Origin of the sequence: Chryseobacterium sp. 2987 (assembly GCF_031456375.1) — a bacterium.
GTDB classification, from domain to species: domain Bacteria; phylum Bacteroidota; class Bacteroidia; order Flavobacteriales; family Weeksellaceae; genus Chryseobacterium; species Chryseobacterium vaccae.
On sequence record NZ_JAVDUN010000004.1, the window covers coordinates 47087 to 68706 of the forward strand.

19 protein-coding genes are annotated in these 21620 nt (G+C 37.7%); 11 read left to right on the plus strand and 8 right to left on the minus strand.

What is annotated here, in order from left to right; all coding sequences use genetic code 11:
• The first annotated feature begins 8 nt into the window (after nucleotides 1-8).
• The 5 genes from folK to fmt all read left to right on the plus strand — a co-directional run bounded on the left by folK (nucleotide 9) and on the right by fmt (nucleotide 6166).
• Nucleotides 9-425 (plus strand): 2-amino-4-hydroxy-6-hydroxymethyldihydropteridine diphosphokinase, encoded by a 417-nt coding sequence (folK, locus tag J2Y40_RS12945; protein ID WP_309999372.1) that lies wholly within the window; start codon nucleotides 9-11, stop codon nucleotides 423-425.
• Between the two features lie 21 nt (nucleotides 426-446).
• The gene (locus J2Y40_RS12950) at nucleotides 447-1559 is read left to right on the plus strand and encodes an outer membrane beta-barrel protein (RefSeq protein ID WP_153395366.1); all 1113 of its coding nucleotides are present in this window, start codon (nucleotides 447-449) and stop codon (nucleotides 1557-1559) included.
• A gap of 53 nt (nucleotides 1560-1612) precedes the next feature.
• Nucleotides 1613-3061: an OmpA family protein gene (locus J2Y40_RS12955; RefSeq protein WP_153395368.1), complete on the plus strand. Its 1449-nt coding sequence runs from the start codon at nucleotides 1613-1615 to the stop codon at nucleotides 3059-3061.
• A gap of 76 nt (nucleotides 3062-3137) precedes the next feature.
• Nucleotides 3138-5045, plus strand: coding sequence for an ATP-dependent DNA helicase RecQ (locus tag J2Y40_RS12960; protein WP_309999373.1), 1908 nt, complete (start codon nucleotides 3138-3140; stop codon nucleotides 5043-5045).
• A 176-nt stretch (nucleotides 5046-5221) separates the two neighbouring features.
• Nucleotides 5222-6166 carry a methionyl-tRNA formyltransferase gene (gene fmt / locus J2Y40_RS12965; protein ID WP_309999374.1) on the plus strand — a complete coding sequence of 315 codons (945 nt, stop codon included), beginning with the start codon at nucleotides 5222-5224 and terminating at the stop codon, nucleotides 6164-6166.
• Nucleotides 6167-6247: 81 nt separating this feature from the next.
• Here fmt and J2Y40_RS12970 read toward each other — a convergent pair whose 3' ends face one another.
• The 4 genes from J2Y40_RS12970 to J2Y40_RS12985 all read right to left on the minus strand — a co-directional run bounded on the left by J2Y40_RS12970 (nucleotide 6248) and on the right by J2Y40_RS12985 (nucleotide 9875).
• Nucleotides 6248-6829, minus strand: a complete 582-nt coding sequence (locus J2Y40_RS12970; protein ID WP_309999375.1) for a Crp/Fnr family transcriptional regulator — start codon at nucleotides 6827-6829, stop codon at nucleotides 6248-6250.
• A gap of 51 nt (nucleotides 6830-6880) precedes the next feature.
• On the minus strand, nucleotides 6881-7435 hold the full coding sequence (locus J2Y40_RS12975; protein WP_309999377.1) for a hypothetical protein: 555 nt from the start codon (nucleotides 7433-7435) through the stop codon (nucleotides 6881-6883).
• A 246-nt stretch (nucleotides 7436-7681) separates the two neighbouring features.
• Nucleotides 7682-8803 carry a 3,4-dihydroxy-2-butanone-4-phosphate synthase gene (gene ribB / locus J2Y40_RS12980; RefSeq protein WP_153395378.1) on the minus strand — a complete coding sequence of 374 codons (1122 nt, stop codon included), beginning with the start codon at nucleotides 8801-8803 and terminating at the stop codon, nucleotides 7682-7684.
• A 67-nt stretch (nucleotides 8804-8870) separates the two neighbouring features.
• Nucleotides 8871-9875 carry an LLM class flavin-dependent oxidoreductase gene (locus J2Y40_RS12985; RefSeq protein ID WP_153395380.1) on the minus strand — a complete coding sequence of 335 codons (1005 nt, stop codon included), beginning with the start codon at nucleotides 9873-9875 and terminating at the stop codon, nucleotides 8871-8873.
• A 405-nt stretch (nucleotides 9876-10280) separates the two neighbouring features.
• Here J2Y40_RS12985 and J2Y40_RS12990 point away from each other — a divergent pair, with 405 nt between their 5' ends.
• Nucleotides 10281-10721 (plus strand): hypothetical protein, encoded by a 441-nt coding sequence (locus tag J2Y40_RS12990; RefSeq protein WP_153395382.1) that lies wholly within the window; start codon nucleotides 10281-10283, stop codon nucleotides 10719-10721.
• A 45-nt stretch (nucleotides 10722-10766) separates the two neighbouring features.
• On the opposite strand, the gene J2Y40_RS12995 is transcribed toward J2Y40_RS12990, so the two are convergent.
• Complete coding sequence (locus J2Y40_RS12995; protein WP_153395384.1) at nucleotides 10767-12896, minus strand: helix-turn-helix domain-containing protein; 2130 nt, start codon at nucleotides 12894-12896, stop codon at nucleotides 10767-10769.
• Nucleotides 12897-12978: 82 nt separating this feature from the next.
• Between J2Y40_RS12995 and J2Y40_RS13000 the strand changes: the two genes are divergently transcribed.
• Nucleotides 12979-13425: a hypothetical protein gene (locus J2Y40_RS13000; RefSeq protein WP_309999379.1), complete on the plus strand. Its 447-nt coding sequence runs from the start codon at nucleotides 12979-12981 to the stop codon at nucleotides 13423-13425.
• Between the two features lie 155 nt (nucleotides 13426-13580).
• Here J2Y40_RS13000 and J2Y40_RS13005 read toward each other — a convergent pair whose 3' ends face one another.
• Nucleotides 13581-14117: a gamma carbonic anhydrase family protein gene (locus J2Y40_RS13005; RefSeq protein WP_153395388.1), complete on the minus strand. Its 537-nt coding sequence runs from the start codon at nucleotides 14115-14117 to the stop codon at nucleotides 13581-13583.
• A 220-nt stretch (nucleotides 14118-14337) separates the two neighbouring features.
• Between J2Y40_RS13005 and J2Y40_RS13010 the strand changes: the two genes are divergently transcribed.
• Both J2Y40_RS13010 and hemH read left to right on the plus strand, forming a co-directional pair.
• Nucleotides 14338-15216: a NifU family protein gene (locus J2Y40_RS13010; RefSeq protein ID WP_153395390.1), complete on the plus strand. Its 879-nt coding sequence runs from the start codon at nucleotides 14338-14340 to the stop codon at nucleotides 15214-15216.
• Nucleotides 15217-15290: 74 nt separating this feature from the next.
• Entirely contained in the window at nucleotides 15291-16343 is a 1053-nt protein-coding gene (gene hemH, locus J2Y40_RS13015) for a ferrochelatase (protein ID WP_309999380.1), read from the plus strand.
• A gap of 109 nt (nucleotides 16344-16452) precedes the next feature.
• Here hemH and J2Y40_RS13020 read toward each other — a convergent pair whose 3' ends face one another.
• Nucleotides 16453-17670 (minus strand): type IX secretion system plug protein domain-containing protein, encoded by a 1218-nt coding sequence (locus J2Y40_RS13020; protein WP_153395394.1) that lies wholly within the window; start codon nucleotides 17668-17670, stop codon nucleotides 16453-16455.
• Nucleotides 17671-17739: 69 nt separating this feature from the next.
• On the opposite strand from J2Y40_RS13020, the gene J2Y40_RS13025 reads away from it, so the two are divergent.
• The gene (locus J2Y40_RS13025; protein WP_153395396.1) at nucleotides 17740-18378 is read left to right on the plus strand and encodes an MBL fold metallo-hydrolase; all 639 of its coding nucleotides are present in this window, start codon (nucleotides 17740-17742) and stop codon (nucleotides 18376-18378) included.
• Between the two features lie 114 nt (nucleotides 18379-18492).
• Nucleotides 18493-19074, plus strand: a complete 582-nt coding sequence (locus tag J2Y40_RS13030) for a hypothetical protein (RefSeq protein ID WP_153395398.1) — start codon at nucleotides 18493-18495, stop codon at nucleotides 19072-19074.
• 73 nt (nucleotides 19075-19147) lie between these two features.
• Here the strand turns inward: J2Y40_RS13030 and J2Y40_RS13035 are convergent, their stop codons facing one another.
• Complete coding sequence (locus J2Y40_RS13035; protein WP_309999382.1) at nucleotides 19148-21604, minus strand: TonB-dependent receptor domain-containing protein; 2457 nt, start codon at nucleotides 21602-21604, stop codon at nucleotides 19148-19150.
• Nucleotides 21605-21620: the final 16 nt, after the last annotated feature.

Here is a 21620-nt window from a genome sequence, read left to right on the forward strand (position 1 = left end):
TTTCCAATATGTCGCAACATAAGGTCGTTTTGTTACTCGGAAGTAACCTTGGAGATTCAAAAAAAAATATAGAGCTCGCTCTCGAGAAAATAAGTGAAGGAGGAAATGAAATTTCACAAGTAAGCGAGTTTTTGACATCCGAACCTGTGGAATTTGTCAGTTCCAATATTTTTTGTAATATTGCATCAATAATATTCACACGTCTTTCACCTATTCAACTGCTTGATTTTGTTAAGAATATTGAAGTTGAAATGGGGAGAATTAATGATTCAAAATCATCTGGAGGCTATAGTGATAGAATTATAGATATTGACATCATTAAATATAATGAATTGAATTTCAGATCAGAAAGATTAGAAATTCCCCACAAAAAACATCTTTTTGAAAGGGATTTTTCTAAAATATTATTGAAGGATTTTATCTAAATAAAACATAAAACATATAGTATGAAATTAGGTTTATTATTATTGGCCACACTTCCTATCGCAGCTTTTGCTCAGGAAGGTACTACAGTAAGCTCGTCTACCGAGTATCCTAATACTTTTTCCTCAGGTTCCGCTAATGTAAAACCATTTGATAATAAGTCCAGACGTTTCAACGACTGGTCTGTTTCTGTTGGGGGAGGTGCCGCATTTATGGTTCATTCTGATCTCAGATCTTTTTATGACAAAAAGACAAACTGGGGTTATAATGCCTATGTAAGTGTGGATAAGCAAATCACCCATGTGTTTGGAGTAAGCCTTATTTATCAAAGAGGTGAGACCAAGCAGAAAGCCATGTTAGATGGTGCTGCAGGTATTGCAGCAGGCGTAGGTACTGCAACGACAAAGTATAATCAGGTAGCCTTAATGGGAGATGTCAACTTATCCAATTTATTAAGAAGAGTAGACAACCATTCTCCTTACAGATGGGCTTTCCATGGATATGCTGGACTTGGATTCCAGGGGTACAAAACATCCCTGCATGACAATGACGAGTTCAGATGGAGCAATACTCCAAAAAGAGTCCCTTTATTCATTGAACAGGATTTCGCTATCAATTCGTTATTCTATCAGTTCGGATTAGGACTGAAGTATAAAGTTTCCAAGCTTATTGATATTGAGGCCAGAACCATGTACATCATCAGTGGTGATGATGAATTTGACGGTGGCGGATGGGCAGATCCAGGTGATTACGACACCTCTAAGCCGGGAGCAAAGTATAACATGATCAGCAGCTCAAGATCAGATAATGCATGGACAGTGAATTTAGGAGTTTCTTTCAAAATCGGAAAACATCCTTCTCATTTGGCATGGCATGACCCACTTCAGGAAGCTTATTACAGAGCTAACGTTCTGGAAAATGCAACCACCGATTTCGTAGTATGTGAAAAAGGAGATGCTGATAATGACGGGGTTTGTGATGATTGGGACAGACAGTTAGATACTCCTGCAGGAGCAAGAGTAGATGGCGCCGGTGTAGCTCTTGATATGGATCTTGACGGCGTAATTGATCTTTACGACAAGTGTGTAACGGTTCCGGGACCTGTTGAAAATAACGGATGCCCAACTAACAAGTAAGCCACTTACTTTATACAATGAAATCATTTAATTAACTAAATAAAAAATACACTATGAAATTAAGTTTAGCAGTTGTTGCATTAGCACTGGCAATCCCTACCGCCAGTTATGCACAAGACTCAACAGCAGTTTCAACCGGACAATATCCAAATACTTTTTCTTCCGGCTCTGCTAACGTTTCCCCATTTACCAATCAGTCTAAAAGATTCAATGACTGGTCTATTTCAGCGGGTGTTGGGGTGCCATTAATTCAATCAGCAGATTTAACGTCTATCAAAAACGGTAACGGTAAAAATCTTTTTGGATACTCAGCATATTTAAGTATTGACAAAGCTATTACTCATGCTTTTGGTTTAAAACTACAATATGACAGAGGAGAAACAAGACAAGGATGGTTCAATACCAAAGATGCAGCACCTAATGACCCTACAGCTGTAGGAGCAAGAACTCAATATGATGCGATCTCTTTATTAGGAGATATCAACTTCTCTAACCTTTTGAGAAGAGTGGATAATCATTCTCCTTTCAGATGGGCATTACACGGATATGCAGGTATCGGTACTATTGCATACAGAGCCTATCAGAAAGATATGAAAGGACAAAGACTTGCTACAGAAGTTAAGCCTTTCAAACTGGGATCTATGTTTATGCAGGCTGGTGCCGGTTTAAAATACAAAGTGAACAGAAGAATTGATATTGAAGGTAGACTAATGTATGTAGTAACCGGAGATGATGAATTCGATGGTGGAGGTGACAAATACAGCGCAATCAACAAGCGTGAAGAGCAGGTATCTGACAACTTCTTCAATGCAACTTTAGGGGTTTCATTGAAATTAGGAAAACACGAATCTCACGTAATGTGGCATGACCCGCTTCAGGAAATCTATTACAAACTTGATGTTTTGGCTAACAAAGACCAGGATATTGAAGTATGTAAGAAAGGAGATGCTGATAATGACGGTGTTTGCGACGATTGGGACAGACAGCTTGACACTCCTGCAGGAGCAAGAGTGGATGGTGCCGGTGTAGCTCTTGATACTGACCTTGATGGTGTAATTGACCTTTACGATAAGTGTGTAACGGTTCCTGGCCCTGTTGAAAACAACGGATGTCCTACAACTCCAGCTCCAACAACCGGACCTGTAGTAGAAACAGAAACTAAACTGGAAGGAATTGAATTTGATCTGAACTCTGACAGAATTCTGCCGTCAAATACTCCAATCCTGAATAATGCGGTTAATTATATTAACTCTTCAAGCGGTTCTTACAGTGTAGTTGGAGCAACTGATACAAGAGGTACAGATGCTTACAACCAAAAACTTTCTGAAAGAAGAGCTAATAACGTTAAGAATTATCTGATCAAAAACGGTGTTCAGTCTGGTAAGATCAACGCAGTTGGTAAAGGTGAAAAAGACCTTAAATACCCGGAATGTGAACCTGCTACTAAGTGCCCTGAATGGAAAAACAGAGCCAACAGAAGAGTTTACTTTGAAGCTAAATAATAAACTTTTAGTAAATATATCAAAGCCGTGCCATGCACGGCTTTTTTTGTTGTAATACTTTCCTTAATTTTACCCTATGATTTCTCAGCAGGATTTTCAAAAATTAAAGTATGATACCCTAAAATATTTTTGGGGCTATGACGATTTCAGAGATTCACAGGAAGACATCATAGATTCGGTTATCAATGAGAAAGACAATCTTGTATTACTGCCTACGGGTGCAGGAAAATCACTTTGCTACCAGCTTCCTGCTCTATTAAAAGAAGGAACCTGTCTCGTGATTTCACCATTGCTGGCCCTGATGAAAGATCAGGTCAACCAGCTTAAATTTCGGGGAATTGAGGCTGAGTATCTTTCTTCTGAACTTGATGAATATGATGCCGAAACCATCTATGACCGTTGCAGAGACGGTCTTACAAAACTCCTTTATATATCCCCTGAAAGACTTACCAACAGCCAGTTTCGTCAGAATATTGAAGATATCCAGCTTTCTTTTATTGCAGTAGATGAAGCTCACTGTATTTCAGAATGGGGGCAGGATTTCAGACCCAGCTATCAGAATATAAAAGAGTTCAGAAAAAATTATCCTGAAATTCCATGTCTGGCCTTAACCGCTACGGCTACTCCCAAAGTTCTCGAAGAAATTAAAATCAAGCTTGAACTTAGAAAGCCTGTAGTTTTCCAGAAAAGTTTCAAGAGAGATAATATCAGAATCCTTACAGAAGAAGTCGCCGATAAATTCCAGCGTGTCTTTGATATTTTAAAATATACCCAGGATTCAGGGATTGTTTATGTTAGAACCAGAAAGGAAGCAGAACTGCTGGCCGAATTTTTGAAAAAAAATCAGATGAAAAATGTAGATTTTTTTCATGCAGGTTTAACGACAAAAGAAAAAAACACCCGACAGGCGATCTGGAACAAGAGTGACAACTATGTCCTCATATCCACCAATGCTTTCGGGATGGGAATTGATAAAGACAACGTTCGATTTGTCATTCACTACTCTCCTGCTCCTTCTCTTGAAAATTATTATCAGGAGATCGGAAGATCAGGAAGAGATGGTAAGGAAAGTTTTGCCTTTATGCTTTGGAATCAGCAGGAACTTATGAATTTTGATGACATTCTCAAAAATCAGATTCCCAACAAAGCTGAATTCCTGAAAATTATCAGCTACCTCTACTCTATTTTCCAGGTTGCAGAACATGAACTTCCGGAAAAGGTTTTCCAGCTTAATAGCCAGGGAATACAAAACTTCACCAGACTTTCCAGAGCAAAGATCAATAATGTGCTCAATTTTCTGCATAATCAGGAAATCATTTATTATAACGACAACAAAAGCCTCTCTTCTCTCGAACTTCTCATCAAACCCGATGAGATTGATCAGCTGGTACAAAAGGATGCTTATTTCATTGAATTGATGCTTCGTACCATTTCGGGGATTACCACGCATAAAGTAATGTTCAGCGAGCAACAGGTAAGCAATAAAATAGGAACGGCTGTCCCCCTCATCAAAGAACGTCTGAAAGAACTTCAGCAGAAAAATTATCTGGAATATGTAGACGGCGCTCTCTCCAGTATAAAATTCCTTAAACCACGTGATGAAAGAGCGGTAAATGGCGCCTATTGGAAGCTTTTTGAGCATATTCAAAAAAACAAAATCCAGAAATGGGAAGAGATGAAGTTCTATGTTCAAAACAGCAGCCATTGCAAAATGAAACTTATCCTTACTTATTTTGGAGAAAAGAACGCCAAAAACTGCGGTCAGTGCTCTGTTTGTGAGAAGAATAAGCAGTCGATCTTCGGAAAAAACATTTCCCAGCAGATTATCAGTCTTCTGGCTAAAAAACCGTCAACCATTGAAGAACTCTCCATTCAGCTGAGCTATCATTCTAAAAATAATATTCTGGAAAATCTTATCTTCCTTCTGGATTCAGGAAAAGTAAGAATGTTGAATTTCAGGACATACGCGCTGAGTAATGAGTAATGAATGATAAGTAATGCTGTAATTGAGAATAAAGGAGGCAGACTTTCAATTATAAGATCAACTTTAAACTTTGAACATTAAACTCTCAGCCTTGAACCCTGAAATTTCGCTCATCATTCTCAATCCGTTCCATGCAGTACCCTGCAACTCTCGCCCCAAACTCTTATCTTTGCACTATGAAATCATTGAAAGTTGTTTTTTTAGGAACTCCTGAGTTTGCTAAAACATCGCTGGAAGCGATCCACCTCTCGAATCACAAAGTTGTAGGAGTTGTAACCGTTGCAGATAAAGCCAGTGGCCGCGGGCAGAAAATAAGCCAGTCCCCTGTAAAAGTATTTGCTGCAGAAAATAATATTCCCGTTTTCCAACCTGAAAAGCTAAGAAATCCTGAATTCCTGGAAGAACTGAGAAAGCTGGATGCTGATGTTTTTGTAGTGGTAGCCTTCAGAATGATGCCTAAAATTCTTTTTGAAATGCCCAAAATGGGGACATTCAATCTTCATGCTTCCCTACTTCCTGATTACAGAGGTGCGGCACCCATTAATTATGCCGTGATTAATGGTGAAGAGAAAACCGGAGCAACCACTTTCTTCATCAATGAAAAAATAGATGAAGGGAATATTCTTCTTCAGGAGGAACTTGAAATTCTTTTGGATGAAAATGCAGGAAGCCTCCATGACCGTTTAATGATCATGGGTTCCGGGCTTGTTGTAAAAACTTTGGATGGCCTTGCAGAAAATACTATCAACGAAAAGCCGCAGCCCAATACAGAACATCCTAAAAATGCGTATAAAATCTTTAAAGAAGATACCCGCATTAACTGGAATTCACCGTCAAAAACAGTTCATCAGTTTATTCTTGGAATGTCTCCCTATCCTGCGGCATTTACCACTTTAAAAATCGGTGAAGAAGAAAAAGGATTAAAAATATTTGCCGGAAAATTTGAGATTACAGATCATAAAAAACCTGCCGGAACTCTTGATATTTCAAAAAATGAGTTTAAAATTTACACACAAGATGGTGTTTATTTTCCACAGGAATTACAGCTTGAAGGTAAAAAGAGAATGACTGTGAAAGATTTCCTTAATGGTTTCAGAAACTTTGATGAAATAAGTTTGTAAATAAAAAGGGAGATGGATGATGGAAATCATTTTTCTCATTATATAAAACAAAAGCCGGTTCTTTTTTAAGATTCGGCTTTTTCAATTCTTATTCACAATTTTTCTGCGGATTCTGCTGATAAACTCCGGAGTTACGCCCAGATAGGCGGCAATCTGTATATTGGTCAGACGGTGAGCAATCCGTGGATAATCTCTAAGAAAATCCTGATAGCGTTCTTCTGAAGGTTTATTTAAATTATCGATGATCCGACGCTGAAGTGCAATAATAGACATCTGAAATTTGAGTCTCATCAATCTTTCAATTTCTGGAAGTTCCAGATAAAGTCTTTCTTTGTCCTCTTTGGAAATTAGCAGAATCTCACTGTCTTCAATCGCCTGAATATTGAGCTGTGAAGGAATCTGATTGATAAAACTGTCCATGTCCGAAAGCCACCAGTCTTCTATTCCGAAATGCAGAATCTGCTCATCTGCATTATCATTCGTACGGAATACTTTAAAGCATCCTTTCAAAACGAATCCTTCATGAGCGCAGACGTCGCCTTCTTTCAAAAGAAATTCTTTTTTATTAATCTTTCGCAGTATGAAAGCACTGCAATATTTTTCCAGTTTTTCCTCCGAAATCCCTATGTATTTCCTGATGTGTTCTTTTAAAGGCCCCGTCATGGCTTAAAAATAAAAAAAGGTTTAGAAAAATCCTAAACCTTATCGTTTTATTTATCTCAACTTATCTATTTTTTTCTTGATTATTATTGCCAACTGCTCCTTTCCCATCAAATTAAGAAAAAACAAACAGAATCCGTAATAAAAAAATAATCCCAGACAAAAGAAAAGAAAGCTATTTAAATCATGAATATGTTCAGATAATGGCCAAAATAACTTAACACCATAAATTATTGCTATGAAAATAATAATAAAGTAACTTCTGATCATCATAATCTGAGTTTTGCTAAGATTTACATACAGCTTTCCTCCCTCGTCTTCTTTTAAAAAACTGATTATACGATACAGCTGTTTATCCGTCACATTACCGCCTAGTCTGTTTTTAAGTTCCTGTATTTTCATAGCGAAACGAACACTCACATTTTTTCCGGTTACCAATATCAATTGATTCTCAATAGTAAGTTCTCTAAAAGGAGCAGGAAGATCATTTTCTTTGATCATTTTAAAAATCTTATCGTTATAGTCAGTTTCTTTTTCCTTTTTGTTAACCGACATTGAAAACATTCTGTCTAAAGAATTCATCAGAATTTCAAAAATTTCTTTTTTCATAGTAATATATTTTAAATAATTAAGTGTTTTCTAAGTTAGAACAAAAAACTTTTCAAAACCAAAACCAACTAAAAATCAATTAATTAAAATACAATCAAGAATATTTTCAATACAAAACAACAAACACACACAAATTTCATAAAACAAAAAAAATGACTTGATTTTTTCAAGTCATTTTTTCATCAAACAAGTTCAATAACAAAAATTCACAGCAAAGCTGATTCACTATTGACCATTCACTTATTATTACAGTTGAACCAATTCAGTCACCTCCACATCATAACCTCCAACCTGAGGTTTGATATTTGGGTTCTGAGTGATTACTTTAAATTTATTAATTCCGAGATTTTTCAGAATCTGCGTCCCGATTCCGTAATCTCTGTAATTGTACGCTAAAGTAGGATGCTGCTCCTGCCCGTCCTGATAGTTCAGGAACTGCTGAAGCTTTCTCAGTGTATTTTCAGAGTTGGAAACGTTATTGATGAAGATAATTGCTCCTTTTCCGGCTTCATTTACCATGTTGGTCACTTTTTCCAGTAAAGGTTTTTCACCGTTATTCAGTCTGGTCAGAACATCAAAATAAGAATCAGAAGACTGAACTCTTACCAAAACAGGCTCATCAACGGTCCATGCCCCTTTTGTTAGAGCAAAATGGATCTGATCGTTTGAAGTTTCCCTGAAAGCAAAGAAATCATAATCTCCGTAAGCCGTTTTTACTTTTCTTTCTTCCAGTCTTTCAATCAGGTTTCCTTTTTTAAGCTGATAATGAATCAGGTCTTCAATGGAAACAATTTTCATATCGTGTTTCTGTGCAAAAGCATAAAGATCCGGTAAACGTGACATGGTTCCGTCATCATTCATGATCTCACAGATCACTCCTCCTTCTTTCAATCCTGCAAGATGGGTTAAATCAATCGCAGCTTCAGTATGTCCTGCTCTTTTTAAAACACCTCCTTTTCTCGCACGTAACGGGAAAATATGTCCCGGTCTCATAAAGTCTGTAGGTTTAGACTTTTCGTCCATCAGAGCTAAAATAGTTTTGGCTCTGTCTCCTGCAGAAATCCCTGTAGAAGTTCCGTTTCCAAGAAGGTCAACTGATACGGTAAAAGCAGTTTCTTTAGGATCGCTGCTTCTGCTTACCATTACTTCAAGTCCTAATTCGTCGCATCTTTTTTCAGGAAGCGGCATACAGATTAGCCCTCTTCCGTGAAATGCCATAAAATTGATAATTTCCGGCGTTGTAAGTTCCGCCGCACAGAGAAAATCTCCTTCATTCTCTCTGTCTTCATCATCTACTACTATGATTATTTTACCATTTTTAAGGTCTTCAATAGCCTCTGGGATAGTATTTAATTTAATCTCAGACATGTTTACTTTTTATTTGTGCAAAGATACTCATAAAAATAAGCATCTGCCAATTAATATGGATGGTTTGTTACGCTTTGGATAATGAGTTTGCCGCCTCTCTGAAAATTTCATAAGATCTCAGTCTTTTCTGATGATCGTAAATATGAGAGTTGATAATCAGCTCATCTACATTGAATTTTTCCTGAAAATCTATAAGTTTTTTTTCAATTTCAGCCTGGTCCCCGATAAAGGTATATCTGAGTTTCTGAAGCACCATTGATTTTTCCATTGGTGACCATATTTCATCCATATCATCCACCGGCGGAGCAAAAGGTTTTCTGTCATTTCTCACAATGTTGATGAATGCCTGGAATAAGGTAGTTGAAATTTTATGGGCCTCTTCTGAAGTTTCTGCCGCCACACCATTAACGCATGCCATGATATAGGGTTTATCCAGTTGTTTTGAAGGCTGGAAATGTTCTCTGTAAATTTTAAATGCCATTTCCATTTGTTCCGGAGCAAAATGTCCCGCAAAAGCATAAGGCAGTCCTAATTCTGCGGCCAGCCATGCACTGTCTGTACTTGATCCCAGCATATAAAGTGGAATATCAAGTCCTTCTCCCGGAATCGCGCGAACCATCGCATCAGAATTTTCTTCAGAAAAATACCGTTGCAGCTCCAGAATCTGTCTTGGAAACTGTTCGTTAATAATGGCCGGGTTTCTTCCCAATGCCTGAGCGGTAAGCCCATCTGTTCCCGGTGCTCTTCCCAGTCCCAGGTCGATTCTTCCCGGAAAAAGAGACTCCAGGGTTCCGAACTGTTCGGCAATGATCAGTGAACTGTGGTTCGGAAGCATGACTCCTCCGGATCCTACTCTTATTGTTTTTGTTCCGTTGGCAATAAAACCAATCAGAACAGAAGTGGCTGAACTGGCAATACTTTCCATATTATGGTGTTCCGCAAGCCAGAATCTTTTATAGTGCAAACTTTCAGTATGATTTGCTAAAGACAAACTGTCCTGAAAGGTATCATGAATGCTTTTCCCCTGCTTTACCGGTGCAAGGTCTAAAACAGAAATTTCAAAATTTTTCATATTTTAAATTTTAGGTTTAAAACCAAACAAATTTAAAGCATAAAAACTGCATTAGTTACTTTTTGTAATTAATAAAACCGATCGATCACTTCAGTGAAAAACTATTGGAAAAATAGTTTTAGTTTCAAACTTTTATTTAAAGTAAAAATGCTTTATTAGCATTAATCATATATGAAACAAATGATTCCGGACTTGCTGACTAAATTCAAGACTTTTGCTAAAATATAAAACCCCTGTAAACTATGAAATCCAAAATATAACATATTAATTATAAAAAGTAACTTATATAATTATTCAGTTCAGGAAAAAATTATTGAATTCAATTTTGTAAATCAATTAAGTTTTTATTTGTAAACTCGTCAAAATACCTGAATTTTGTCATCTAATAACCAAACTGAAAACTATATGCAGAAAATAGTCCTCATCCTCATTTCATTTTTATTGATAAGCTGTTCTTTCAATCAGACTTTTTCAAACAGAGAATCTGATAAAAAGGATGCAGAGAAGATCTCAGAAAAATTCTATTGGGAAGAAAAATATGGCGGAAATCTAGACACTATTTATAATCTGTTCGGCGATAAATTCTTTGAAGTAACAGACAAAGAAAAATTGCTTAAGATCATCAATGCCTCTCAAAACGATATAGGACGGGTTGAAGAATATAATTTGGTAAAGTGGGAAACTTTGATTGTAAAAGGTTCTAATCCCAAAAGTGTATATATGCTGGCATATGAGGTTAAAAGAGGGACAAGCAAAACAGAAGAAATATTTTCTATGGAGAAAGACAAAAACGGAGATATTAAGATCGTAGGATACAGGGTCAATCAGGATCTTCTGACTAAATAAAAAACAGGCTGTTTCAATAATGAAACAGCCTGTTTTTTTTTATTGTTAAGCTTTATTTTTATCCTTCAGAAAATTATAATGATTAATCAGAATCCTGATCTCATTAAATTCAAAACTGCTCGGAAGTGCATTTTTCCAGTCACTCAGTGTTTCGTGAGGGTTTTTGTAAAATTCCGTTTCAAAAGCTTTGATTTTGTCTGAAGTAATTACTCTGGCAATATCCAGTAATCCCTGCTCGGCAAATTTAGCAAGATGTCCGATGACCGTTTCTTTTACCAGTCCTCTTTCCAGTGCAATTTCACCAATGGTTTTCCCCTGCTCAAATAACTGGAAGGTAAGAACCTGAGAAGGAACTTTAGCAATTTTCATGCTTATCTCCTTATCATTTTTTTCATCTAAAAGTTTAGTTTCCAGCAGGTAGGCTTCTTTCAGGCTGTTGAGATATTCCTCAATATCTTCCAGCCAGTTTCTGAATTCTTCGTTATACTGTTTCAGGCCTTTCGCCCCTTTGATTTCAGCATAAAATTCTTTCAGCGGATTAAAAACCTTATCACGGATCTCAACGAAAAAGAAGTTAACGGCTCCTTTCGTTTTATTTTCAATCTCAGACCATTCTTCTTTCTGCTCAATAAAATTGTTGACCTTCTGGGAAATCACTCTTTCCAGCTTTTCAAAAATTTTTCCGAGATTCACAATCTCATGTTTCAACTGAACATACAGCTGCTTGGTTTTAACGTGATCAATACTTTTTGTAGTAATAGAAAGCTGGTTCCAGTCTTCTACTTCCTTCAGAAACCACAGACAATTTACTGTACGAAGCACTTTTCTAATGCTGTAATCGTATTTTTCTTTATTCAGGATGGCTTCTACATTATCATTCGCAAGCGTATTCCCCTGAAACTGGAGAATTCTGTTATCTTTAAAAATAACATCAGGAGTAATCCTGGATTTTAAAACAATGCCTTCCAGGGTACGACATCTCGATAAAGCAACATATACCTGCCCTGCCGTAAAACTTTTCCCCGCATCAATGATCACCTTATCAAAAGTAAGTCCCTGACTTTTGTGAATCGTTACTGCCCAGGCCAGCTTGATCGGAAACTGCTCAAAGCTTCCCAATACTTCTTCCTGGATATTTTTTTCAGTATCGAGGAAATATTTTTTCTGTTCCCAGACTTCTCTTTTTACTGTAATTTCTCTTTCGCTGCCGTCCAGCACTACTTTAATTTCGTTTTCATCCAGTGCTGAAATTTCGCCCAGCTTTCCGTTAAAATATTTTTTCTCCCCGGAAATATCATTCCTGATGAACATCACCTGGGCACCGATCTTTAGTTCTAAAAACTGCTCGTTCGGATACTGGTTTTCTTTAAAATCACCAAAAAGTTTAGCTTCGTAGGTGTTGGGTGTTACTTTAATTTCAGCAAGCTTTTCCTGATTGATCTCATCCGCCATTTTATTATGCGAACACAGGTAAACGTAAGATTCGTTCCCCATGTCAAAATCGGGATCATATCTTTTGTTGAGAAGATCAAAATCTATATTGGCGGTATCTCCATCGCGGATAGCATTCAGAATTTCCAGGAAATCTTCATCGGATTGTCTGTATACTTTCGTTAATTCAATCGTTAGAAGAGGAATATCCTTCACTGCCAGGCTATCGAAAAAGAAAGGAGAATCATAGCATATCTTTAAAATATGTTCATCCCTTACCACTGGTGGCAGCTGATAAAGATCCCCTATGAACAGCATCTGAACCCCGCCGAACCGCTGATTATTTCGTCTGATGAAGCGCAGCGAAAAATCCATCATATCCAGAACATCGGCTCTGAGCATGGAAACCTCATCAATAATAAGAACCTCTATTTCTCTTAAAAGCTTAAGCTTATCCTTTCTGTACTTAAAATGGGGCATCAGATCGGCGATATTATTCGCTAAACTTCCATCGATACGGTCTGTTGTGGGCAAAAAAGTTCTTAAAGGCAGCCCAAACATGGAATGAATGGTTACTCCTCCCGCATTGATTGCCGCAATTCCCGTAGGAGCCACTACAATATACTTCTTCTTCGTCCTTTTTACAAAATCATTGAGAAAGGTCGTTTTGCCGGTTCCTGCTTTCCCCGTAAGAAAAACACTTCTGTTGGTATGCTCTATTAAGTCAAAAAAATGATTGTTCATCGCTTCAAAAATACGGAAAATGAATTTGATTTTCTTACCTTGGCATAACTTTTGGAAATTCTCAAACAGAACGTAATTTTTTATGAAAAAAGTTTTCATCCATATCCCGATATTATTATTTTGCACTACCATTACATTAGTTTCCTGCAATGCATCTAAAAATGCAGGTACTGATCTTCCTAAAGATATTTCCCAGAGACCTGCAGATGAAGACAGCCAGAGATATGATCAGGCCCAACTGGATAAATTAAAAGCATCTATAGAATCTGAAGCATCTGAAAAATGTACTAATGCTTCGGACTGGACCTTTGCTCCAATGGGGGCCAAAGCCTGCGGCGGACCAATGCTGTACATTGCTTATCCAAAAAAAATAGAAACTTCCATTCTGCCAAGGATCAATGCGTATACAGAAAAGGTAAGAGCATTTAATGAAAAATACAACATCACTTCCGACTGTATGATGATAATGCCTCCAACAGCAGTAAAATGTTCCGCTGGAAAGGCAATTCTTATTACGGAACAGCGATAGAAAAAAATCAAAGCAAAGGTTATATATCCCGTTGAATTATTCAACAACAAACTCGCTCAGGAGTTTATACTAAGGATTAAAACGAAAGCTCCGTCAATTGACAGAGCTTTTAATTTTTTTTATATAGTTTCTATAAAGTCTATAACGCTTCAATACTATCCTTCCACTTCTTTCACATTCTCCTTATACCATGAAGAATATTTCACATAATTATCTGCAATCCTATTTACTTCTCCCTCCAGCAGCTGTGCAGAGATATCTTTAATTTTTTTGGCAGGCACTCCTCCCCAAACTTCCCCGGATTTGATATGGGTTCCCTGCGTTACCACAGACCCCGCTCCTACAATAGAATTTTCTTCTATCAGGCAGTCATCCATTACAATAGCTCCCATCCCAATCAGGACGTTATCTTTTACCGTGCATCCATGAACAATGGCATTGTGACCAATGGAAACATTATTCCCGATATTCAAAGGGTGCTTCTGATAGGTACAGTGCAGCATGGCGTTATCCTGTACATTAACTTTATCTCCCATTTTGATGTAGTGAACATCCCCTCTGATCACGGCATTATACCAGATACTGCAGTTCTCACCCATTGTTACATCTCCTATAATGGTTGCTGTTTCCGCTAAAAAAGTTCCCTCACCAATCTGAGGCATTTTCCCTAAAAGTTCTTTTATGATTGCCATAATTTTAATTTGATAATTTGAAAATATATTAATTTGAAATCATGAATTCTGCCAATATCTAACGATTGTCTGAAAATATACGAGTTGAAAATATCGATTTCCTTCCATCTCTATACTCTAACTTCTAATTTTAAATGACTGTGATAGCAAAAATCTAAATTCAAATCTCTAAGTTCTAAATTCTAATTGCGTATTTTTGTATCTCAAATTTAACGAAAAAATGCGTACAATACTTATAGAACCAACCGAAAACCCGAAAGTGATGAAATTTGTTGCTGATTATAATCTGATTCCGGGGTCTTTAGAGTTGGACAGAAGTTCAGATATTTCAGAAATTCCAATGGCACAGGAACTTTTCAATTATCCTTTTGTGGAAAGAGTTTTCATTACTGCCAATTTTGTAGCAGTAGCCAAACAGGATACTATTGAATGGGAACATGTGGCGGAAAGTCTGAAAAATGTTATCGAGGATGAATTACTGGCTAATCCAAGAATTTATCTTCAGAAGAAAAAAGAGATGTACCAGATTTATGCTGAGATGACTCCTAATCCGAATGTGATGAAATTCGTTTCCAGTAAACTGTTATTAGAAGGTTTTGTGGAAGTAAAATCAAGAGAGGCTGCAGATGGAGTTCCATTAGCACAGGCTATTTTCAAAGAGTTTGATTTTGCTAAAGAAGTTTTCATCTCTGACAATTTTGTTGCGGTAACAAGAGATAATTCTGTAGAATGGCATGAAGTGATGATGGCAGTCCGCGCTTTAATTGCAGAATACCTTCAGAACGGAGGAGAAATTTCAAATCTTGAACCTCAAAAACATGAGAATCCGGTTGAAAAGATCATCAACAGAGATTATACCGAGGATGAGCAGAAAATTTCTGATATTTTAAATGAATATGTTGCTCCTGCAGTAGAAAACGACGGCGGGAAAATTTCACTGATGGAATACGATCAGGAAAGTAAAACAGCCAAGATGCTTCTACAGGGAGCCTGTTCAGGATGCCCAAGCTCAACAGCTACTCTGAAAAACGGTATTGAAAATATTCTGAAACAGTTTGTTCCTGATCTGGTAGAAAGAGTAGAAGCTGTGAATGGATAAACGTTGTAGCGTTTAAGCTAAAAACCTTCAATTTCCAATATTAACTGAAATATACATCACTAAAATAAAAAGTTTTGCAGAAAGAATCCCGAAATTCAAAGAAAGGAATTTTATTGGTCAATTTAGGATCACCCAGATCTACGGCAGTAAACGATGTAAAGGAGTATCTTGATGAATTTTTAATGGATGAAAGGGTTATTGATTACCGCTGGATCTTCCGTGCACTTCTTGTTCAGGGTATCATCCTGAAAACAAGACCTGCCAAATCTGCAGAAGCCTATAAAACCGTGTGGACGGATCAAGGCTCTCCTTTGATCGTTATTACTGAAAAAATTCAGAAAAAACTTCAGAAGCTGGTAGATGTTCCCGTAGAAATCGGAATGCGTTACGCACAACCAAGCATTGAAGCAGGAATTCAGAGATTAGTGGATCAAGGAGTTTCTGAAATCGTTCTTTTCCCTTTGTACCCGCAATATGCAATGAGTACAACAGAAACGGTTATTGAAAAAGCAGAAGAAGTACGGAAAAAGAAATTTCCTACCGTAAAAATCAATTATATTCAGCCTTTCTACAACAGAGATATTTACATTAATTGCCTGGCAGAAAGCATTAAGGAAAAGCTTCCTGAAAATTTTGATGCCCTGCAGTTCTCCTATCATGGGGTTCCGGAAAGGCATATTTATAAAACAGACCCGTCGAAGACCTGTAAAATTGATGATGCCAACTGTATCAACAGCCAGGTGGATACTCATAATGCTTATTGCTACAGACATCAGTGTTATAAAACTACTGAGGCTGTTATAGCTAAAATGGGACTTCCAAAAGAAAAAACCATCGTTTCTTTCCAGTCAAGGCTGGGGAAAGATAAATGGATAGAACCTTATACGGATGAAACTTTAGAAACCATTTCTGGAAAAGGTATTAAAAACCTTGCAGTGGTGTGTCCGGCTTTCGTTTCAGACTGTCTGGAAACGCTGGAGGAAATTTCAGTGGAAGGTAAAGAGCAGTTCCAGCATGCTGGCGGAGAAAACTTCCATTACATTCCATGTCTGAATGATGAAGACCGCTGGATAGAGGTTGTAAAGACACTCTGTGAAGAAAAGTTGAATGACTTTTATCTGGTTTAAAATACAAAGAACTGCCATATCAGGCAGTTCTTTTTTAATCTGAGAAATCTGTGGAAAACAAATGAGACGTCTTTATTGACATCTCTTATTATTTTAATAATTCAAAGTTTTATTTAGCTCCCACAGGTGTTCTGAATTCCCCGTATCCCATCAATCCATCATAACTTCGTCCGAAAGGTGCATAATATAGAAATGCCTGGTACAGGTTTTCTGTCTGCCAGAAATTTCCGTTGATCTCGCCGAAGTTCAGGCTGCCATTACTTTCTTTGGTGGCCAGAATGTAATTATAGAATCCTTGTTTCAGGAATATTTTAGCCACATATTTTTTGCTGGCTGCATCGTAATGCATCTGGTTTTCTTTGGAGGGGGTGAAATTATTAAAACCGCCCAAAACATAGATCTCTTTATCTGCAGGATCAGAATCCAAAGAAAAATAAACCCAAGAATAATCGGCCTCCCTGTCTGCATTTCTTTCCAGACCCAGGTCATTTCTTCTGTAATACCACGCACCGTTCACATCCGGCTGATACTGGTAATTAAGAGGAAAAGCCCAAACGGAATGCAGATAAGTCTGATTGACACCGTCTTTTAATTCTGTGGCACGAACCATGTCCGCTGCCATATTCATATTTTTGTTATCGAAATAATAGAATTCATTGTTACCCGGGAAAGTAAGGCTCATTTGCTGGAAAAGCAGCTGGTTTCCTAATGTAGTACTTGGTTTCAAATTATTGACTGTTACATTCGGGTTGTTATTCTGCATCACATTAAGAGACATAGAATTCACATTGGAAGAAAGATCTCCTCCTTTTGAAACAACTTTTGCCTCTACCCTCTGGTTGATATTCGGATTTTTCGCATCAGCAATTCTTGAAATGTTCAGTGCTATCGTAGCCGCATCTTCCACGACATAAAATCTTCTTTTAAAAAGAGGTCTTTCAGCAGAATCCTTATAAACGATCAGCTCAAAATTTCCGGAGATCTTCGGCTGTATCTTATCATTCGGAAATGTCAGCTTATAATGAGTATAAGGCTGAATGGTATTGAAAGAATACTGGAACTGATCCAGCAGTCCGTTCAGACTTCCGGTGGCAAATTCCGTAAAGAAAAGATTATCATCATTCCAGTTCCGGTCGTAATGTTTGATGGTATATCTGTAAATTTCGCTGGCATTGGTAAGATCATCAAATCTGAGAACCAGCTGTTCACCGAATTTTATTACCGGGGTTTCGTCATTGGTCTGTGGATTAAACAGCTGTATGCTCTGGATATTCTGCCCAAAAGCCAGTCCGCTCAAAGAAAGTAAAAATATGCGCAAAGTTTTCATTATGACGAAGATAACGAAAAATCGGGATTTTCTTAATAATATCGTACTTTTGAATAAAAAATATCCGATATGCTTCAGATTCAAGGTTTCGTATTCAATTTTGCGAGCGAAAACACTTATATTCTATACAACGAAAACAAAAATGCATGGTTAATTGATCCCGGAAATATGAGTCCGCAGGAAACCCAGGTGATTGATCATTTCATCACGGAAAACGGACTGCATATTCAGAAAATTCTGCTTACTCATGCTCATATCGATCATGTTTTGGGGCTTCAGTGGGCTTTTGATCAATTTAAAGTTCCGGTTTATCTGCACCAGGAAGATCAGGAAGTATTGGATATGCTTCAGGCAAGCGGGATGAGATTCGGGATGAATATCGATCCTGTGAAAGTAGAAACCCAATATGTTACGGAAGGTGAGGAACTTGATCTGGACGGAGAAAAATTCAAGATTTATCATGTTCCGGGACATTCTCCGGGAAGTGTGGTATATCACAATGAAAATCAGAAATTCATGATCTCCGGAGATGTACTTTTTGAAGGCAGCATCGGAAGAACAGATCTTTATAAAGGAAATTACGAGCAGCTGATTGACGGCATCAAAACAAAACTTTTCGTACTGGATCCTGAAACACAGGTTTTCTCCGGCCATGGAAATCCTACATCAATTGGTTTTGAGAAGCAGTACAATCCTTTTTTTAAGTAAAAAACTGAGTCCGGGTTAAGGAATTTAGAGATAAAAAGGCTTGAGGAGTGGATCAGATTACAGAGAAATTAAAAAACTTAAGAAAACCCGCTAAGGGGAAAAGTATTTAAAGAAATGGAAAATTCTATAAAAATAGGAAGTCATTATTACGATCTGAACATCAAACATTTCTGTTTTGAACGGGAACAGTCACTCAGTTATATCAATGATCTGCCCCTTCTGAACCAGTTTCTTAATCTGACCTCTGCCAGTTTTTCCTGTTCAAATCTCAATGATGAAGGGTTAGCTCATATATCCGATTGCTATAAAATTGAATATTTGGATGTACAGGACACTGAAATTACCAATGAAGGGATAAAGCATATCAAAAATCTGAACAATTTAAAATACCTCAGGTTAAAAGAAAATTCACAGCTTACCAACGACTGTATTCCGGATCTGGCAGCATTAGATTTTTTATTCGACTTGCAAATTCATGAAACATCAATTGATGAAGAGGGGTTGAAAAAATTTGTTGCTCTGAAAAATTTAGAAATTTACTGCTTCCTGGAAAATATCTGCATCCACGTACGGGACAACAATTATACATTTGAAGGACTTTTAGATATATCAAGAAAAATTCCAGACTGCGCTATTTTAGCAAAGGGTAACGGAGAATTCCTTAATGGTACATTTGATGGAAAATGGCGCCATTAGAAGATGGAGTAAAAAAAATAAAACCGTCAGTACATAGGTTCTGACGGTTTCCTGTTATAAAGAAATAGAAGTATTAAAAATCTAAAGTAATAGAAGCTCTGGCAGCAGCCCCCAAAATAGGTCTTGCCATTCTGATATTGGTTCCTGTTACCGTCTGTGATCTTGGATCTCCTTCTGTAATTCCAATGGTATTAAAGATATTGGTTCCGTCTACGGCAAAACGTATTTTTCCAAGCTGGTAAGACATTCCGGCCCCGAATTCTGTGAAAGAAGGCAGAATATTATCAGCTGTATTGCCTTCATTCTGGAAACGTTTTCCGTAATAGTTCATGCTTACATAAGCTCTCCACTCCTTGGTAATATTCACTGCCGGAGAAATATTGAAATAGAATTTAGGCATTCTTCTTACGGTGTTGCCGTCATAATCAAACGTCGTTCCGTTTGCATTTCTTCCTGTAAAATCCTTGTATTTCGGATTCTGAATGGTTCCGTTAAAGGTCACCTCAAGAATATTGTTGAAGAGTCTTGTATACCCTTCGATCTCTACTCCAAGGTTGGTGGTATTGGCGAATTTATTTTCAGAAGTTCCGTCTGAGAATACATCGGTGAATGAAAGATCTTTAAGCGTGGAATAGAAAGGAATTACCCCGATATCAAAGTTTCTCGAATAATATTTATAGCCTATTTCAAGCTGATTGGTACGAACCGGCTTGATCTGGTCCAGATTTGCCATATTGTTATAGTACGCTTCTTCATTCGGAGATCTGAAACCGTGAGAGAAACGGGCGTATACTGCATTTCCTCTGTTGATCTTATAGTTCGCAGCCATAGTATAAGATACTTTGTTGATGTCATAATACCAGTACGTATATTTATTCCCCAGAACCGCCATATTATCATCAGCGGTTGTAGTGGTGAAGCTGTGAGTTCCATCTGTGGTCAGACCTGAATTATTTAGGTTGGCTGTTGTTGTATTCACACCATATCCTTTATAGAAATCACGGCTGTAACGGATTCCTCCATTAAAACTTAAAGCTTCTGTAATATTGTAATCCAAGTTTAAATAAAGATCATTCAGACTTCCCTGAATCTGTGAATCTCTGATCAGGAAAGACATATCTTTAACTCCGTTATACGTTTGGGAATAGCCCACATCTGAGGGATCCATTGAAGGATTCACCAGGTTAAGCAGCTGAGGTCTGTCCGTAGCCGTTGTTAAAATATTGCTCCAGTTCCAGTATTGATGCGACTTCCAGTTTGATTTATAGAAACCGGCTGTTACATTTCCTTTATCAAATTTATAATTGAACTGAAGGTCATTCACAAAATTATTCATCTGTTTGTCGATCGCCCAGAATCCTAATTTCTGAATATATTCCGGATTGACAATAGCACCGGTACTTACGAGTGAATACTGATAGTTACTCATTCCCAGTCCGCCATCTTTTACAAGATCTGTTGCATATGCAGATGCCAGTTTAGGTGCTCCTGCCGGAAACATTCCTGTATACTCCATGTTGATATTGGTGTATCTGGTTTTATTCAGGACGCTGAAATTATTTCCAAGATCATATTTAAACTCTGCTCCCACAACATCTACTTTCGGGTGGATTCCGTTTTCAAGATCTCTTTTAAAGAATCCGCCTCCGGCCTGTGGAATGCTCAGCTGACTGAGTGCTCTGTAGTTGTAGGTTCCATAATTGGCGTCAAATCCCGGAAACTCTTTCAGTTTATCTCCATCCTGGGTTAAAGGAATCGGGAGGTAGAATGTATTTCTGTCATCCAGCTTTTTATAATAAATTTTTGCATACCCTTTATCAAACACATACTTCAGGTTCATTCTGATCTGTCCACCGTTATTGGCCTTAAATCCTGTTTTTCTGATTCCGTTATCTGTTCTGTAAAAACCGCCTACATTAAAGAAAAGCTTATCCTGAATCAGAGCTCCTCCTACATTCACGTCGGTACGCATCAGACCATAGGTTCCGGTTTCCAGTTTAGCGGTTCCTCTAAAATTATTGGTTCCTTCTTTGGTAATAAAATTGATCAGACCACCGGGAGAATTGTTGGCATAAATAGATCCCGAACCTCCTCTTAATGCTTCCAGACGGTTCACTGTATTATCCACCCGGAAGAAATTATCCGCATTGGCAAACTGAAGGGCACCATCTTCAAAAACCGGAAGCCCGTCTTCCTGTACCTGAACAAATTCATAGGCTCCCGCAGAAGGAATTCCTCTTGCAAAAAGGTTATTTCCCACTTCCCCACCTGATGTTTCCACAGCAAACCCCGGAACTCTCTGCAGTAAAGCCGCTGCACTGATTGGGTTCTGCTTCTGAATCTCTTTGGCTGTAAAAGTAGAAATCGCCGTACTGGATTCTATTTTCTTTTTCGGGCCAGAGTTTCCGGTAATAACGATCTGGTCTATTGAAGAGGTCTTGATGGAATCCTGCGGAGTTTCCTGTGCATACACATTATTGAAATAAAGTGAAGCCGTGGCCACCATTAAAAATATCGATCTTTTTTTCATAGCACATGATTTTTAT